Annotated in this window: 14 protein-coding genes and 1 pseudogene; 5 read left to right on the forward strand and 10 right to left on the reverse strand. The window is 65.9% G+C overall.

From position 1 onward, the window contains the following. Together OU682_RS15985 and OU682_RS15990 are read right to left on the reverse strand one after the other, a co-directional pair. A partial coding sequence (locus OU682_RS15985) for a transglycosylase domain-containing protein (protein ID WP_268943177.1) occupies nucleotides 1–1,586 on the reverse strand: 1,586 nt, incomplete at its 3' end. A 1,161-nt stretch (nucleotides 1,587–2,747) separates the two neighbouring features. After that, nucleotides 2,748–3,029 (reverse strand): hypothetical protein, encoded by a 282-nt coding sequence (locus OU682_RS15990; RefSeq protein WP_268943178.1) that lies wholly within the window; start codon nucleotides 3,027–3,029, stop codon nucleotides 2,748–2,750. Here OU682_RS15990 and OU682_RS15995 point away from each other — a divergent pair. The 4 genes from OU682_RS15995 to OU682_RS16010 are packed head-to-tail and all read left to right on the forward strand — an operon-like array spanning nucleotide 3,028 to nucleotide 4,879. Next, nucleotides 3,028–3,243, forward strand: a complete 216-nt coding sequence (locus OU682_RS15995; protein WP_268943179.1) for a hypothetical protein — start codon at nucleotides 3,028–3,030, stop codon at nucleotides 3,241–3,243. The two genes, OU682_RS15990 and OU682_RS15995, sit on opposite strands and share 2 nt — an antisense overlap. Before the next feature lie 52 nt (nucleotides 3,244–3,295). Continuing rightward, nucleotides 3,296–4,363 (forward strand): SH3 domain-containing protein, encoded by a 1,068-nt coding sequence (locus OU682_RS16000; RefSeq protein WP_268943180.1) that lies wholly within the window; start codon nucleotides 3,296–3,298, stop codon nucleotides 4,361–4,363. Nucleotides 4,364–4,401: 38 nt separating this feature from the next. After that, nucleotides 4,402–4,698 carry a hypothetical protein gene (locus tag OU682_RS16005; RefSeq protein ID WP_268943181.1) on the forward strand — a complete coding sequence of 99 codons (297 nt, stop codon included), beginning with the start codon at nucleotides 4,402–4,404 and terminating at the stop codon, nucleotides 4,696–4,698. Nucleotides 4,699–4,753: 55 nt separating this feature from the next. Further along, entirely contained in the window at nucleotides 4,754–4,879 is a 126-nt protein-coding gene (locus OU682_RS16010; RefSeq protein WP_268943182.1) for a hypothetical protein, read from the forward strand. Between the two features lie 291 nt (nucleotides 4,880–5,170). Here OU682_RS16010 and OU682_RS16015 read toward each other — a convergent pair whose 3' ends face one another. After that, on the reverse strand, nucleotides 5,171–5,881 hold the full coding sequence (locus OU682_RS16015; RefSeq protein WP_268943183.1) for a Crp/Fnr family transcriptional regulator: 711 nt from the start codon (nucleotides 5,879–5,881) through the stop codon (nucleotides 5,171–5,173). 207 nt (nucleotides 5,882–6,088) lie between these two features. On the opposite strand from OU682_RS16015, the pseudogene OU682_RS24275 reads away from it, so the two are divergent. Beyond that, a pseudogene (locus tag OU682_RS24275) lies at nucleotides 6,089–6,208 on the forward strand (IS5/IS1182 family transposase); the annotation flags it as partial. Between the two features lie 15 nt (nucleotides 6,209–6,223). Here the strand turns inward: OU682_RS24275 and OU682_RS16025 are convergent. From OU682_RS16025 to OU682_RS16055, 7 genes are read right to left on the reverse strand one after another with little or no spacing between them, the layout of a single operon-like run. Further along, nucleotides 6,224–7,120 (reverse strand): FAD:protein FMN transferase, encoded by an 897-nt coding sequence (locus OU682_RS16025; RefSeq protein ID WP_268943184.1) that lies wholly within the window; start codon nucleotides 7,118–7,120, stop codon nucleotides 6,224–6,226. Nucleotides 7,121–7,124: 4 nt separating this feature from the next. Beyond that, the gene (locus OU682_RS16030) at nucleotides 7,125–7,691 is read right to left on the reverse strand and encodes a nitrous oxide reductase accessory protein NosL (protein ID WP_268943186.1); all 567 of its coding nucleotides are present in this window, start codon (nucleotides 7,689–7,691) and stop codon (nucleotides 7,125–7,127) included. After that, complete coding sequence (locus OU682_RS16035; protein ID WP_268943187.1) at nucleotides 7,688–8,509, reverse strand: ABC transporter permease; 822 nt, start codon at nucleotides 8,507–8,509, stop codon at nucleotides 7,688–7,690. Before OU682_RS16035 ends, OU682_RS16030 begins: the two co-directional genes overlap by 4 nt. Beyond that, the gene (locus OU682_RS16040) at nucleotides 8,506–9,402 is read right to left on the reverse strand and encodes an ABC transporter ATP-binding protein (RefSeq protein WP_268943188.1); all 897 of its coding nucleotides are present in this window, start codon (nucleotides 9,400–9,402) and stop codon (nucleotides 8,506–8,508) included. The genes OU682_RS16035 and OU682_RS16040 overlap by 4 nt, the downstream gene beginning before the upstream one ends. Then, nucleotides 9,368–10,696, reverse strand: a complete 1,329-nt coding sequence (locus OU682_RS16045; protein WP_268943189.1) for a nitrous oxide reductase family maturation protein NosD — start codon at nucleotides 10,694–10,696, stop codon at nucleotides 9,368–9,370. Before OU682_RS16045 ends, OU682_RS16040 begins: the two co-directional genes overlap by 35 nt. 2 nt (nucleotides 10,697–10,698) lie before the next feature. Further along, on the reverse strand, nucleotides 10,699–12,645 hold the full coding sequence (gene nosZ, locus OU682_RS16050; protein ID WP_371832263.1) for a TAT-dependent nitrous-oxide reductase: 1,947 nt from the start codon (nucleotides 12,643–12,645) through the stop codon (nucleotides 10,699–10,701). 15 nt (nucleotides 12,646–12,660) lie between these two features. Next, on the reverse strand, nucleotides 12,661–14,877 hold the full coding sequence (locus OU682_RS16055; RefSeq protein WP_371832264.1) for a 4Fe-4S binding protein: 2,217 nt from the start codon (nucleotides 14,875–14,877) through the stop codon (nucleotides 12,661–12,663). Nucleotides 14,878–15,033 lie beyond the last annotated feature (156 nt).

Genomic DNA, 15,033 nt, shown 5'->3' on the forward strand with positions numbered 1-15,033 from the left:
AGAATGTCGAGGCCCTTGATCGCGGCGGCCCGGCCTGTTCCCTCCTCGACCACGGCGCGCAACAGATCGAGCATGGGCTCCTGCGTCCGGCTGAGGCTGGTCTGCTCGTCCTCGCCAACCCTGACGACACTCAGGGCATCGCCGCTTTCCGTCAGTCGCAGGGCTTCGATACCGGTCGCCCGGACGGGAGCGCGGCCCCGGGCCACCCCCGCAAAGGCCTCGGTCATGTCGAGCAGGGTCACCTCGGAAGTGCCCAGGGCCAGCGAGGGAGTCGCCTGGAGAGGGGCCTCGATCCCGAAGCAGCGCGCGATCTCGATGATCTGCTCGATCCCTATCGTCTGGGCAAGGCGGACGGTGGCGAGATTGTAGGACGAGGCAAAGGCTTCCCGCAGGGTGACGGTGCCATGGCTTCTTCGATCGAAGTTCTCGGGCTTCCAGTCGCCGATGGCGATCGGGCCATCCGAGATGCGGGTATCGGGATCCGCCCCCAGGGCAAGCGCCGTCAGGTAGACGAAGAGCTTGAAGGTGGAGCCCGGCTGGCGTTTGGCGTCCGTTACCCGGTTGAACTGACTGGACTTGTAGTCGAGCCCGCCCACCATGGCGCGCACCCGCCCGTCAGGCGTCATGACCACAAGGGCCGCCTGCGTTGCACCGGCTGCGGCCCCTTGTTCTGCCATGACGTTCCGGACAATCCGTTCCGCCTTGGCCTGAAGCTCTGGATCGAGTGTCGCGGTGGCCGACAGCCCCCCCGACGAAGGACCCTTGATGGTCTTCATCTCATCCAGCACCCAGTCGGCAAAGTAGCTGCCGGCGCGCGTGGGGGGCGGCTCGGGTGCAAGCGTGGCCAGCTCTGCCAGCGCCTGATCGCGTGTCGCGTCATCGATGTGGCCCTGCTCGGCCATCAGCGCCAGCACCAGTCCCGCCCGATCTCGGGCAGCCTCCAGATCAGAAACCGGATTGACCAGCGAAGGCAGCTGGATCGAGGCAGCCAGCAAAGCCGCCTCGGGCAGGCTCAATGCCTCCACATCCTTGTCGAAGTAGGTATGCGCCGCCGCCGGCATGCCGTGGGACCCCGAGCCGAGATAGACCGCGTTGAGGTACAGCTCCAGGATGCGATCCTTGCCAAGCTGACGTTCCAGCATGCCCGCCAGCACAGCCTCCTGAAGCTTGCGCCGCAGGGTGCGTTCCGGCTTGAGATAGAGGATCTTCACCAGCTGCTGGGTGATGGTGCTGCCGCCTTGCACGACACCTCCTGCCTGGGCGTTGCGCAGCATGGCGCGTGTCGTTCCCCGCAGATCGATCCCGCCGTGCTCGTAAAAGCGCCGATCCTCGATGGCGAGCACGGCCTGGCCCAGATGGGGCGGCATCTCGTCAAGCGCGATGTAGGGCGCCCGGTATGCCCCTTGCGCGGTCAGCGTTTCCCCGGTCGCAAGCTGCACGGCAATCGCAGGCTCGGGGAGGGGCGGCAGAACTTCGGCCAGGGGCAGATCCCGCATGGTCACCCAGAGGACAAGGACGGTCGTTGCCGCGCCGGCCGCCAGCAGTGCGACCGACCAGACAGCGACGCGCCGCCCTTGACGGACCAATCCCGAGCCAAGCCCGCCCGGAACTCTCCTGCGCGGCCATCGAAACCGGAGGGACGGCCAGGAGACCCGCGACAGCCTCTCAGCCGCAGACCCCGAGATGGCCACGGAATGGTCCCGCACTCGGGCCCAGGCAGTTGATCTCATGCCCGCGAGCCCTGGCCTGAACGTGCCGTCGATCCAGGCCCAGACCTGTTGCGCCTTCCTCTTGCCTGCGCGCCGAACAGCCCGCCATAGCGCTTGCAAGGCATCCAGCACGGCACCGTCTGAAGGCTCAGCGTCGGGTAAGGGCGACCTCATGCCGCCGGTCCGGCCTGCGCCAGGCGGAACTGATCCGTCGCTTGCACCAAGGCTGGCAGGGGTCTTCATCGATGCGGCCGAGGGCGTGGAAGCACCGGAAGCTCGCATCTCGGGCTCTGGAGGGCGTTCGGACAGTTTTCAAGCCTTGGGACAAGTGCGGGCAGACGATGATGAACGACGATCCGGCAGGCAAGTTCCTGGAGTTTCAATCCTGTGGTGCCAGGTGCATGTCGGAGGGAAAGAGGGTTGTCCGCTGCCGCATTGCAGAAATCACCGTGCAAGATCCTCGGCCATCAATACGCCCGAAGGGTTTCGCAGGCCCGTGCCTCATCTGGTCACCGATGAGGCCACGCGCGCCCAGCCGTTTCCTCGGGAACAGGATCGGTCAATGATGGACCCATGGCCATGGCGCCCGCCGGCGTTTCCACTGCCTAAATTCCCGCGAGGTCGCAGGGCCAGCAGTGTCCTGAACGAGCGGCTGAGAAAGGCCGCCAGTTCCTCGGGTGACAGGAATCGCCAGCTGTGTGCCGCAGCGTTTGCGTATGACGGTGACGTGACGGTTATATCCGGGGAGCGGATCGATTGTCCTTCAAGCCATCCTCCTTGCGGCGCCAATGATGCCAAGCGCAGCCTGTCAGAGCCACGGATCCCATGACCGCGTTGCGCATGTATAATGTAAAGAGGCTGACTTGCGAATATTCTACCTGAAGGTGCATAATTAATCCGGAATTATCTCAAATGGTAATAAGACCATGCCTCCAAGACCGGAGTTTGATCAGCAAAAACCCTTACGTGCCGATGATCACAATACACACTATAGACAACCACTTAACTTTTAACTAACCATTGTTTCCAGCTTCGTCTTCACTCGAAGGAGCACCTGAGTGAAATCATGAAGGCATCCTGTTGTTTAGCGGAAATCGCGCTTGCAGCCGCTCCTCCGAGTTTCAGATCAGGCATGTGCGCCGCTCTGGATGTCGTCACCTGACTTTTGATCGGCAGATCACCCGTTTCAAACGGAACTGACGCGGTGATTTGTACAATAAGCAGTATAGGCCGGACCCATGACAGGCGGGCCATGAACCGCATGGCATCATCATGAACTCCAAGGGAGGGACAGGTGAAGACCACAATAGCCACGGTCATGGCAGCCACGATCCTTGCCACCCCCGTCGCGGCCGAAACCGGAAACCTCTGGGTCAATGGTCATCGCACCCAACTGCGCACCGTTGCCGAAGATTTCTGGGACGGCGGCTATCATGGTGTGACCTTCGAGATCATGTCGGGGAAAAATGAACTCAGCGTCAGCTATACGGCGCCACATGGCGTAAACGGCATGTGCGTCGTGGTGGCCGAGTAGGAAGGTGATACGGCCTCCCGGCCGGGCGGTTCAATTGAGCAGGAGCAAAGTCATGATGCGAACGGCCCTTGCCATGACGGCGGCATTCCTTGTCGCGCTGACGATACCCTCGTCCATGCTTGCCCAGGATCCGGTGCGCAGGGAAGCCGTGCAGTTTGCAGCCGGAACGACCGGAACCAGGATCAAGGCCAATGTCGCCGGGCGCGAAACTGTCCTTTATACGCTGGCGGCCGAAGCCGGGCAAAGGATGCAGATCAGCCTCTCCTCGGGCAATACGGCGACCTACTTCAACGTCTACGAACCAGGTCGCGGCTTGGGGGATGAGGCGCTGGCTGGCGGCAACCTGACCGGTCCTTACATGCCCGATATCAACCGCTTCGACGGTGTGCTGCCCACGTCGGGAACGTACACGATCTCGGTCTATCTTTATCGGAATGCCGCACGACGCGGTGAAGCCGCGGAATACACTTTGGACATATCGATCGAGGGGGACAGGGCCGAAGTCGTCAAGGGCGATTTCGCAGACGGGCTGCAGGGCGGGCCGGACTACTGGCGGGTTAGGGCGGGCCAAGGCTTGAAATTGCGCGCCGATCCCTCGACCGGTGCCGCCGTGCTGATGACGTTGCCCGATGGGATCGAGGTGCGCAACCTTGGGTGCCGGACAGCCGAGGCGCGCCGCTGGTGCCGCGTGGCCACGCTGGCCGATCCAGGCGTCGAAGGATGGGCGGCCGGCGACTTTCTTGTGGAAGGGACCGGACAGGCAGCCACACGGCTGCCTGAAATGGGCCCCGTGCGGGCCGGGGAAGCAGATGCGCTGGTTCCGGGTACCGGGTTCAACGCCACCGGCCAGGTCGAATGCTATGCCGGCCCCGGAGCCGAGCCCCAGATGTGCGATTTCGGCGTGATCCGCGAAGGCAACGGCACCGGAACGGTGTCGGTGACGCTGCCGGGCGGCCCTACGCGCGTCATCGTCTACGATGGCGGGATGCCGACGTCCTTCATCGCTTCGCAAGCCGATGCCAATGCTGCCTTCAAGGCCTCGAAGGTAGCCGATGGCTACATGGTTTCAGTCGGATCGGCGAGTTTCGTCATCCCCGACGCAGTCATCTATGGCGGATGACGCCAGCATTCTTCAAGCAAGCCAGTAAGAGAACGAAGATGGCGCATTTCGGCAAGACCGTTCTTTTCGGCCTCGCGGGCCTTTCCCCTTCGGCCTGCGTCGAGGATACCGCCGTAGAGACGGTCGGCGCAACGCCCACCCCTGCCGAGCCAGTCTGCTTTGCCGAGGTTTCGCGTACCGCGAACAATGGCGATGTCGTTCTGCTCGGCTCGGGATTTTCCGAAGCCGGAACCCTGGTCCGCGTCGGTGTCGGCGAACAGCGCGCACCATGGAAATGCATCGCCTACAGCGACGGAACCACTGGCGGCATCGAGTTCATGGGCAGCGAGGGATAGGCTTTCCCTTGCCCAGGCCGCGGTGATTGCCAGCAGCCCCTGAAAGGCGCCGCAGATGAAACTCTGCCGGACTTTGATCAACATGGTCTTCGTGCTTTACGTGATCGCGTTGGCGCTGTTCCTGATCGCAGCGTTTGACCTTTTGGACAGCAGGGCGATGCAATGTCGTCGGTATTTCTGATCTTCCTGGGAATGCCATGGATCAGGTTTGCCGACCCGATGCCAAAAGCGGCCTGGCCTTGGCTTGTCGCCTTGGCACCGCTGGTCAACCTTATGGTGTAGCGCCTGCTGTGCGGCATTTTCGGGAAGAGGCAAGCAAGGAACCGGCCATAGACCCGAGATGACTTGATGCGTCCAACTCTCGGGGTCTGACAGCCCGCCGGATCAGTCAGAACCAGGGAATGTTCATCCTGGTCTGGCTTGGATGTGGACTGAACAGGCGCTGTTCGGACGCAAACAGCGGAACGGTGCGTCAATCATTGGGGTCGGCGATCCGCGCCAGGCCCTCGGCATCAATCACGGTCAGCTTCTGGCGCCCGCCCACGACAAGGCCCTGGCCCTCCCAGGCCGACAGGAGGCGCGACACGGTGTGCAGCGTGGTGCCGGTCATCTCGGCGATGTCCTGTCGGGTGATGGGGAAATCGATGCGGGTGCCGCCCCCTTCGGCGCGGCCCGCCTTTTCGGCCAGGCGCAGCACGGCATGGGCCACTCGCCGCTCGACCTCTTGCGTGGACATTTCGCGCAGGCGGGTATGGGCCTCGTCCAGGCGCTGGCCAATGGTCTGCATGGCGTTGATGGCCAGGCGGGGGTTGTTTTCCACTACGGCGTCCCAATCGGCCATGGGCCAGCTGACCACGATGGATTCGACCGCCGCCCGCGCGGTGCCGGGATAATCGGGGCGCGCAAGGGCACGGGCAAAGCCGAACAGGTCACCCGGATGAACCACGCGGACGATGACCTGCTGGCCGTCGGGCGTGACCTGGCTGACCTTCAGCCGCCCATGCAGCAGCAGGTAGAAGGCCACGGCCTCGGCCCCCTGTTCGAAGACCATCTCGCCAGGCAGCACCCGGCGCGAAGTGGCGCGGGTCATCAGACGCGCGAGCGCCGCAGGCTCCATCTGCCGGAACAGGTGCAGGTTGCGCGCCAGGGAAATGTCGATTGCCACGTTCTGCGCCTTCATCATGGGTTGTCCCCTAGGTGACGCAGAATCATACAAAAGCAAAGCACTCCGTAGTGCTTCATGCAGGCCTTGCCATTGGTCCCGTGCATCGGAGTCAGGGCGCACCGATGGCAGCGCCTGCCAGGATGGTGCGGCGGCAGCCGCGCGGGTTGCGCCTGAGCCCGGCCAACAGGCACGACAGCCTCATGCTGGCCGAGGCGCTCGACCCCATGCCGCGCCCGCTCCGTCGCGCCCCGGATTGCCCGTCATGGCGTGCAAACCGGTGGAGGACTGTGCTGGCACCGCTGGATGGTCGAACGCAGGCTCGCTTGGCCCGACCGGATCAGAAGGTCTTGCCAGGTCCTTTCAGGCCATCAGCGCGGCTTCGATCCTGGCGGCCGGGAATGCTGCCATCAGCCCGTCCAGTTCGGCCTCATCCCGGGTCAGGCAAGCCGCCGTTGACAGCGCATCGGCAAGCGCTGCGCTTGGCCCCGAGATCGAGACCGTCCTCCAGGGCGAGGCAACGGGGCCGCCGGTACGGGGATCGAGGATATGCCCGTCCTGTCCGCCCGCGTCGAAGCACGTCCCGCGCGGGGCCGAGGTCGCCAGCGCCCGCGCCGACAGGGGAACGCTGCCGCCGCCGTCGAGGCGCACCGGCCAGCGGCGGGGGCCCAGGGCGCGCATCTCGCCCGTGTCGATCAGGATGTCGGTCAAGCCCCGGGCTTCCAGCAGCGCCGCAAGGCGGTCGGCGACATAGCCTTGGCCGATGCCGTTGAGGGTCAGCGCCATGCCGGGCCGCAGGGTGATCGCCTGGGACGACAGGACCACATCGTCCCAACTGCCCTGCCGCAGCGCGGCAGCGCTCTCGGCGGGCGAGGGGCGGCGGCCCTGAACCGCGGCTTCGGCCCACAGCGCCCACAGCGGTTGCACCGTCACATCGAAGGCTCCGCCGCTGGCGCGATGCACCGCCCCGGCCAGGGACAGGCATTCCAGCAGCTCGAACGGCGGGGCATCCAGCCGTCCGGTGCGGTTCAGCTGCGACAGGGCGCTGTCCGTGCGATAAAGGGACAGGATGCCTTCCAGCCGGTCGATTTCGGCCAGGCAGCGGGCGGTGATCGCGGGGGCGTCGGGATGGTCCAGCCGGATCGAGGCGCGGGCGCCAAGCGCCTGGCCCGTCCAATGGCGGGGGGCCGCCGCAAGCGCGCCGGGCAGGCAGGCGGCAACGGCGGAAATGGTCAGGAAGCGGCGGCGGGTCAGGGTCATGGCGTCAGCCCTCGGGGCGCGACAGGGCGCGCAGGCGGTTTTCGAAATCGGCATCCTCGGCAGGATCGGGCGCCGCGTCCCTGGGCGTCAGGACCAGGTCGTCGGGGATCTGGGACAGGCGCATGACGGTGCCGCCCTCCTGCGCGGCAAAGGCCCGGGCGGGGCCTTCGGTGCCGAAGGGCACGGCCTCGGGCGCGCCCATGCCGCCTTCGCGCGCTGAACCCAGGACGAAGAAGGCGTCATCCGCGTCGATCCAGTTGCCCCGGCCCGGGTCCTCCCATGTGGCGCCCGGCGCGCCCATGTCGTTGACCTGCATGGCCAGGATGGGGTGGCTTTGTTCGGGCAGGCGCGCATAGGCGATGGCGTCGCGCACCTGGCTGAAGAACAGCGGCGTGCCGGGCATCCCCTCAAGATGGATCTGGGCCTTTGGGCCGGGATGTTCCAGCAGGTTCATCTGGCAGAAATGGCCCAGCGTCTCGGCGGTCAGTTCGACCGGGGTCGTGTCCTGTGCCAGGTCCTGCTTGCAGGCGGCAAGGCCCAGGATCATGGCCAGGACAAGCGCGCGTTTCATGGTGTGACCTTTCGGAAGGCGGCAACGGCAAGCGCCAGGGCCAGGACCGGCCACAAGGCGACCGACAGCGCCGATTGCCACAGGGGAATGGCCGCGGCCGCCCCGCCCATGCCCCCCGCGGCGGCACTGGCCTGGGCGGCAGCCAGGTTGAACAGGCGGAAGGCATCGGCGGGGTTCGCCAGCAGCGCGAAGGGCAGCGCCTGCGTCGTCAGCGCCCCGCCGCCATCCGACACGACCAGGGCCAGCAGCACCAGGTCGTAAAGGACGACCGCCCCCAGCCACAGCCCGACCGCCAGCCCCGCCGCGCCCGAGGGCCTGCGCGCCAGCGCCGACAGCCCATAGCCCATTCCCAGGAAGGTCGCGCCCAGCAGGACCGAGCTTGCGACCAGCCGCAGCAGCGCGGGCAGCCCGGCGGCGGATGCCGGGTCCATCCAGAACGCCGCCACCGCCGCCGCGCCATAGCCTGCGGCGACCGCCAGGGTCAGGATCGCCAGATGGGCCAGCAGCTTGCCCGCCAGAACCTCGGCGCGGCTGACGGGATAGGTCAGCAGCAGGGGCAGGGTGCCTCGCTCGACCTCGCCGGCGATGGCGTCGAAGCTCATCAGAAGGGCGATCAGCGGGACCAGATAGACTGCCAGCGAGGTCAGCGAGGCCACGATCACCGACAGCCGGTCGGCGCCGACATCGCCGGTGGGCGCGGCCCCGGCGGCGGCCAGGACCAGGGCGAAGACCACCATCAGCGCGACGGCGATGGCGACCCAGCGGTTGCGCAGAGCGATGCGGAACTCGACGGCGGCGGTGGACAGGATCCGGCTCATTGCCCGTCCCTCTGGCTGAAATGGGAATAGATGTCTTCCAGGCTGGGCGGGATCACCTCCAGATCCGCGACCTGCGGCAGGCCGGTGATGCGCGCCAGCACGGCCAGCTTGTCGCCCTGGGCGCAGTCCAGGTGCAGCCGCCCGTCGCCATTGGCCCGCGCCATCGGCAGGGCCGTCGCCAGGACCTCCTTCTGCCCCGGCGCGGGGGCCACGCTGATCGCCACCGGCAGGGCCGCGGCCCGGCGCAGGTCGGCCAGGGTGCCCTGCGCGCGCAGCCGCCCGTCCGACAGGATCAGGATCCGGTCGGTGCGCGCCTCGACCTCGGTCAGGGCGTGGCTGGACAGCAGGATCGCCGTGCCCCCCGCCGCCAGCCCGTCCAGCAGCGCGTAGAAATCGCGCCGCGACACCGGGTCAAGCCCCGAGGTCGGCTCGTCCAGGACCAGCAGGCGCGGCTTGCCGATCAGCGCCTGCGCCAGGCCCACCCGCTGCCGCATCCCCTTGGAATAGGTGCCGATGCGCCGTTTCGCGGCATGGTCCAGGCCCACGCGCGCCAGCAGTTCCAGCGCCTGCGCGGGCTTTTCGCCCCGCAAGGACAGGTAATGGCGGATCTGCTCCTCGCCCGTCAGGGCCGGGTGGAAGGCGGCATTCTCGGGCAGATAGGCGACCTGGGCGCGGGCCGCAGCGGAACCGGGGGCCGCGCCGCAGACCGTGACCTCGCCACTGTCGAAGGGGATCAGGCCCAGGATGATCTTCATCATCGTGGATTTGCCCGCGCCGTTATGGCCCAGCAGCGCCACGCGCTGACCGGGCTCGACCGTCAGGGACACGTCGCACAGAGCCTCAACACCCGTGAAGCGTTTAGTGAGACGCGATATCGTCAGGGTCGATGTCATCATAACTTCCTTTGGCCCAGCGTCCGGCGACCTCGGCCTCATGGGCTTCGATGTCGGCGGGAACGGGGATGGTCAGGGGGCGCATCAGCGGGTGGCTGTCAGCGACGCCGCCGGGCAGGGTTGCGGGAAAGCTCGACTGGCTCCAGCGGACAAGCTGCACGGCGGGCGATCCGGTCAAAAGGGCGGCTGCGGGCTGCGACCACAGGATATGGTCGATCAGATCGTTGGGCCGATAGGTGCCGTCGGCCACCCCGTCGCCGTTCAGGTCATAGGCCGGGTGGTCCGACCAGAAATTGCCGCGCCCGTCGTGGCTCCATTCCATGAAGCGGGTGCCCACGTATTTCACCTGCTCGCGGTTGCCCACGAAGGCGTTTCCGGTCAGGACGTTCCGTTCCGACCCGGCGGTGAAATGGATGCCGATGCCGCAGTTCTGGAAGCGGTTGTCCCAGATCAGGTTCTTGTGGGCATTATAGATGAACAGGCACTTCTTGGTGCCGCCCCGGATCAGGTTCCCGGTCACGTCGGCATTGTTGGCATAGTTCAGCATCAGCCCGTGTTCCCGGTCCCCCAGGCTGAGGTTGCGCAGGATCTTCGCCCGGTCGGAAAACATGATGGCAAAGCCCAGGTGGTTGCCGATGCTGATGTTGTCCGACACCACGGTGTTGCGGGTGTACATGAAATGCACGGCGAAGCGCAGGTCGCGCATGATGTTGTTGCGATAGATGCTGCTGGCGCTGGCGTTGGAAAAGATGCCGTCGCGGCCGTACCGGATGATGTTGCCGTCCAGCAGGGTGCCGGGGCTGTTCCAGACATAGATGCCGTTGCCCCGCTGGTTCATGTGCGGTTCCTGCCGCCCGGTGATGCGGTTGCGGATCACCTGGGCGTCGCGCCCGCCATGCACGTCGATGCCGTGCATGTTGTCGGTAAGGGTCAGGCCTTCGATACGCGCCCGGTCCGCGCCTTTCAGGATCTTCACGCCCGCGTCCAGATCCTCGTTCTTTGTCCCGGACCCGGTGACGGTGAAGCCCCGCAGCGCCACGTCGGGGGCATCGACGGCAATGACGGTACCCTGGCCTCCGCCGTCCACCACCGCCCCTTCCGGGCCGGTGATCGTCAGGGGACGGTCGATGGTGACGGGGCCGGGATAGGCCCCGTCCTGCAGCATCAGCACATCGCCGGGGGCGGACCCGGCGATGGCTTGCGCCAGACTGCCCGGACCGGGCGCAACCCGATGCTCTGCCGCAAGCGCGGGCAGGGCGGCAAGCAGGCCAAGGATCAGGACAAGCCGGCGCATGGTCAGGCGGCCTTCGGTTCGACGAACATGCGGCCGCGCATCTCCATGTGCAGGGCGTGGCAGAACCACTGGCAGTAATACCAGTAGACGCCCGGTTCGCTTGCGACGAATGTGACCGAACTGGTCTGCAGCGGCCCGATCTCCATCGCGACGCCATAGTTGCCGATGGTGAAGCCGTGGGTCAGGTCGTCGATCTCGTCCAGGTTGGTGACGATCACCGTCACCTCGTCGCCCTGCTGCACCGTGAAGTCTTCCAGGCTGTAGTTCGGCGCCACGCTGCTCATGTAGACACGGACCTTGTTGCCGTCGCGGATCACCTCGCCGACGAAGTCGTCGATGTTGATGCCGTCGGCCTCGGCCTGCTTGCGGGTCTCGGCCCACATGGGATCCTGGCGGTCCCAGACCGACTTGATGCCCGACATGATCGAGGGATGGACCGCGATCGCGTCGTGCGGTTCGGCAAAGTTCGGGCCGTCATGGACCAGCACCATCTTGTCGCCCGAAATGTCGATCAACTGGTCGTTTTCAGGTTTCAGGGGGCCCACGTTCAGGAAGCGGTCCTTCGAGAACTTGCACAAGACCACCAGCCAGTCGCTTGTGGCGTCCAGCGTTTCGCCCATCACGGTCTTGAGGTGACCGGGCTGGTATTGCACGTCGATCTTGTCCTTGATCGGATCGACCTGATCGCCCGCATAGGCGCGGATTGCGTCCTCGATGTTCCACTTGACGACCTGGCTGTCCAGGAACAGCGAGGTATAGGCGTTGCCGCGCCCGTCAAAGGCGGTGTGAAGGGGCCCGAGGCCCAGTTCCGGTTCGGCCACGACCGCGCTGCGCGGATCGGCGTTTTCCGTGAACAGGGCGTCGAACTTCGTTACGTCCAGAACGGTCACGGTTGGCGACAGCTTGCCCGCGATGCACAGGTGCTTGCGGTCCGGCGCCATGTTGCAGCCGTGGGGGTTGTTGGCGATGGGGATATAGCGGGTCAGCTGGCTGTTCGCCTCTTTGCGCCCGTCCAGAACCTTGACGCCGTTCAGTTCCTGGTAATCGCCCGCCTCGACGGCCTTGTCGATCTCGGCGATGTTGAAGACGACGACATGGTCCATCTCGGCCTCGGTCATCTCGGCCAGCGTCATGCCCATTTCCGAGTTGTACGAGGTCGAGAAGGCCCATTTGCCTTCGTAGTCGGCATCGACGTTGTCCAGGTTGCCCGACACGATGACCTGCCATGCGACCTGCATCTCGTCGGCGTTGACCGCCGTGAAGATGTTCACATAGGTCTTCGGGTCGTCCATCGTCTTGCCGTCGTTGACCAGCGGCGCTTCTTCCTCGCCATTGGCGAACAGATAGTTGGTGCGCGGGAACTTCTGCGGCCGGAACCCGTGCATGGCCTTGGCATTGGGGATTTCCAGGATCGAGTCGCATTTCATCACGTCGCAGCGCACGCGGGCGACGCGGCTGTTGGCCTTGTCCTGCATGTAAAGATAGCGGCCGTCATACTTGCCCTCGGTGAAGGACATGTGGACATGGTGCAGGTCGCCGTTGTCGTGGATCTTCTTGCCGTTGGCGGCCAGAAGGTTCTTCGTCTTGTCCGACATCGTCCGCTGGTGGATGCGGACCGATTCATTGGTCTGGCCCCAGCCGGTCGCCGAGCAGCGGTTGAACACCGGCACCCGCATCAGTTCGCGCATCGACGGCACGCCCAGGATGCGCATCTCGCCCGTCTGGCCCGAGGACCAGAAGCCGTAATAGGCGTCCAGCTGCCCTGGCGCCACCGCGCCGGTGCCCTCGGCCGCCATCGCCGCGCCCGCCGTCGCGGCGGTAACGCCCGCCGCCCCGCCCAGGCCAAGCGCCAGCCGCCCGCCAAAGGCTGTGGCGGCCGCCGCGCCCCCTGCCGTCGCGCCCAGCAGCATCCGCCTGCTGACGCCCTTCTTGTCTGTTCTGTCCATCATCATCTCCTGTTTTTGTCAGATGGAGGGTTTGGTGACGCGCGCCGCATTGGGATGGCCCGCAGGGGGCCTTCCCAGGTCCGGGACCGCGCTTGCCGCCAGCTTGTCGCGCCGCTTCACCTTCTTGATGACGACGGGGCAAACCTTGGGCGAGTGATAGAGCACTTGGCAATGCAGGCAGTTGATGCATTCGTTCGGATTGATCTCTCCGGTCGGATGGATCGACTGCACGGGGCATTCATGGGCGCAGATCTGGCAGGGATTGCCGCATTCGTGATAGCGTTTCAGCCAGTCGAACATCCGGATCCGGGCCGGGATCGCCAGTGCCGCGCCCAGCGGGCACAGGTAACGGCAATAAAAGCGTTCCACGAACAGCCCCGCGACCAGCAGCGCCACCGCATAGGCGACAAAGGGCCAGGCGCGCACGAATTTCAGGATGATCGCGGTCTTGAAGGGCTCGACCTCGGCCAGGCGTTCGGCCTGTTCCACGCTCATCAGGCTGGCGCCGAACAGGCCCAGGAAGATCATGTATTTCAGCGGCCACAGCCGTTCGTGCAGGCCCCAGGGCAGGGTCCATTGCGGGATGCGCAGCTTGCGCGCGACCTGGTTGGTCAGTTCCTGCAGCGCCCCAAAGGGGCACAGCCAGCCGCAATAGGCCCCCCGTCCCCAGAACAGCAGCGCGGCGGCGACCGCGAACCACAGGATGAAGGTCAGCGGATCCAGCAGGAAGGCCTGCCAGCTGAAGCCCGTGACCAGCGCGCCGAACAGCGCCATCAGGTTCACGACCGACAGTTGCGCGTTGAACATCCAGCCCAGCACCACAAGCGTGGCCGCCAGATAGACCATGCGGAAGATGTAAAAGCGCCGCTCGTTCCTGACCGCGAAGTGCTGGAAGAAGAACACCCCCGTCAGCACCAGCAGCATGACGCCCAGCACCGCGATCCTTGCTTGCGAATCCAGCCAGATGCGCTTCCACAGCTCGGCCTGGGCCTGGCTTTCCTCGGACGCGACGGGCGTGGCGGCGGCAGGTGCGGCCTGGGGCTCGGGGGCGGGGGCGGTGACCTGACGCAGGTAGTGCGGCGGCAATTCATAGGCCAGTTCGAAGGTCTGGAAGACCTTCTCGATGGGCCCGACCTCGCGCTGCACCAGCAACTGGATGCGGAAGGGCTTGGCCGGGTCGAAACCGGTGCCCGCCGGAATGCGGAACAGGTCCATTTCCGTGAAACCGGGCGCGCCCTCGGCGGCGATGCCGTTGAGGCGGCGGTGATCGCGGTCTCGGAACCGCACCGACACGTCGTCCTGGATCAGCACGATCCGGTCGAAGATGCCCCCGCGCACATAGCCCGACCCCTTGAAGCTGTAGAGGCCCTGCCCGAAGACCGCGATGGCCTGGTCGCCCTCGGCCAGCCAGCCGCGCAGGTTCGCATCCGCCGCATCGCCTAGGATCGCCTTGCCGATGCCGGGCACCGAGACAAGCGCCACCTGCATGTCGATGAAGGTCGTCTCGGGTGCTTCGGTCAGGGCGCGCTGTGCGGCGCGAATGTCGGGACTGGCGGCGAAGGCCTCGTTGACCTGGCCGACGTCCAGCGACAGGCGGCGCAGCGTGCCATCGCCTTCCATCGTGGCCCAGTCGGCGGGGGCCGCCGCTGCGGGGTCGATCTCGAATCGCGGCCCAGCGGCGGCGGCCACGGGGGCGAGGCCGCCAAGGCCAAGCGCGCGCGCGACCTTGAGGCCGGACCGGATGATGGAATCGTCGATCACCATCACCGTGACCGTCGCGCCCGAGATGATGTCCACGTCATGCGTGGTGCCGCCCGACTGCGCCTCGGCGACCAGATCCAGGCCCTTGTAGCCCTCGACAAGGGCGCGGACCTTGGCTTCGGGGATGCCGATGAGGACGATGGGCTCGGAATGCTTGACCAGCCGGACGCCCGCGATCCTGGCATCCGGGTCCACGGCGATCAAGGTATGGATGGGCTTGCCGGAATAGCCCGTGGTCCCAACGAAGTCCGAGGTGACGAAGGCCCAGGCCACCGTCTTGCCGCCCTTCAGCACGGGGGCCGCGGCCAGGTCCTCGCGGATGGGGCCAAAGCCCTCGGCACCGGGAACAAGGTCGGATGCCGTCTGGTCGGGAAGAAGATCCTGCAGAACTGTCCGGGCATCCGCCGACATGGGCGCCAGCGCCGACAGGCAGGCCAGCAAAAGGCAAAGGAATAGATGTTTGGTCAAGGTCATGCTTGCTGCCGGAAGGTTTGGATGGGGGGACCGCGCGGCTGGAAAGCGGCACTGCGGCAAGCCGCAAGCGCTCGTGCGATCGGCTGCGGATGAATGGCGGCACGCCAGTCGGCCGGGCGGACAAGGTTTGCATCCGGCGCAAGGTCCGCCGGAACT

Origin of the sequence: Paracoccus benzoatiresistens (assembly GCF_026913015.1) — a bacterium.
GTDB classification, from domain to species: Bacteria; Pseudomonadota; Alphaproteobacteria; order Rhodobacterales; family Rhodobacteraceae; genus Paracoccus; species Paracoccus benzoatiresistens.

What these genes read in the sequence shown, in the direction of transcription:
- OU682_RS16005 (WP_268943181.1), top strand. Translation starts at nt 4,402, where the DNA reads ATGGCGCATTTCGGCAAGACCGTTCTTTTCGGCCTCGCGGGCCTTTCC.
- OU682_RS16010 (WP_268943182.1), top strand. Translation starts at nt 4,754, where the DNA reads ATGAAACTCTGCCGGACTTTGATCAACATGGTCTTCGTGCTTTACGTG.
- nosZ (WP_371832263.1), bottom strand. Translation starts at nt 12,645, where the DNA reads ATGATGGACAGAACAGACAAGAAGGGCGTCAGCAGGCGGATGCTGCTG.
- OU682_RS16025 (WP_268943184.1), bottom strand. Translation starts at nt 7,120, where the DNA reads ATGACCCTGACCCGCCGCCGCTTCCTGACCATTTCCGCCGTTGCCGCC.
- OU682_RS16030 (WP_268943186.1), bottom strand. Translation starts at nt 7,691, where the DNA reads ATGAAACGCGCGCTTGTCCTGGCCATGATCCTGGGCCTTGCCGCCTGC.
- OU682_RS16055 (WP_371832264.1), bottom strand. Translation starts at nt 14,877, where the DNA reads ATGACCTTGACCAAACATCTATTCCTTTGCCTTTTGCTGGCCTGCCTG.
- OU682_RS15995 (WP_268943179.1), top strand. Translation starts at nt 3,028, where the DNA reads ATGGCAGCCACGATCCTTGCCACCCCCGTCGCGGCCGAAACCGGAAAC.
- OU682_RS16015 (WP_268943183.1), bottom strand. Translation starts at nt 5,881, where the DNA reads ATGATGAAGGCGCAGAACGTGGCAATCGACATTTCCCTGGCGCGCAAC.
- OU682_RS16045 (WP_268943189.1), bottom strand. Translation starts at nt 10,696, where the DNA reads ATGCGCCGGCTTGTCCTGATCCTTGGCCTGCTTGCCGCCCTGCCCGCG.
- OU682_RS16040 (WP_268943188.1), bottom strand. Translation starts at nt 9,402, where the DNA reads ATGACATCGACCCTGACGATATCGCGTCTCACTAAACGCTTCACGGGT.
- OU682_RS15990 (WP_268943178.1), bottom strand. Translation starts at nt 3,029, where the DNA reads ATGACCGTGGCTATTGTGGTCTTCACCTGTCCCTCCCTTGGAGTTCAT.
- OU682_RS16000 (WP_268943180.1), top strand. Translation starts at nt 3,296, where the DNA reads ATGATGCGAACGGCCCTTGCCATGACGGCGGCATTCCTTGTCGCGCTG.
- OU682_RS16035 (WP_268943187.1), bottom strand. Translation starts at nt 8,509, where the DNA reads ATGAGCCGGATCCTGTCCACCGCCGCCGTCGAGTTCCGCATCGCTCTG.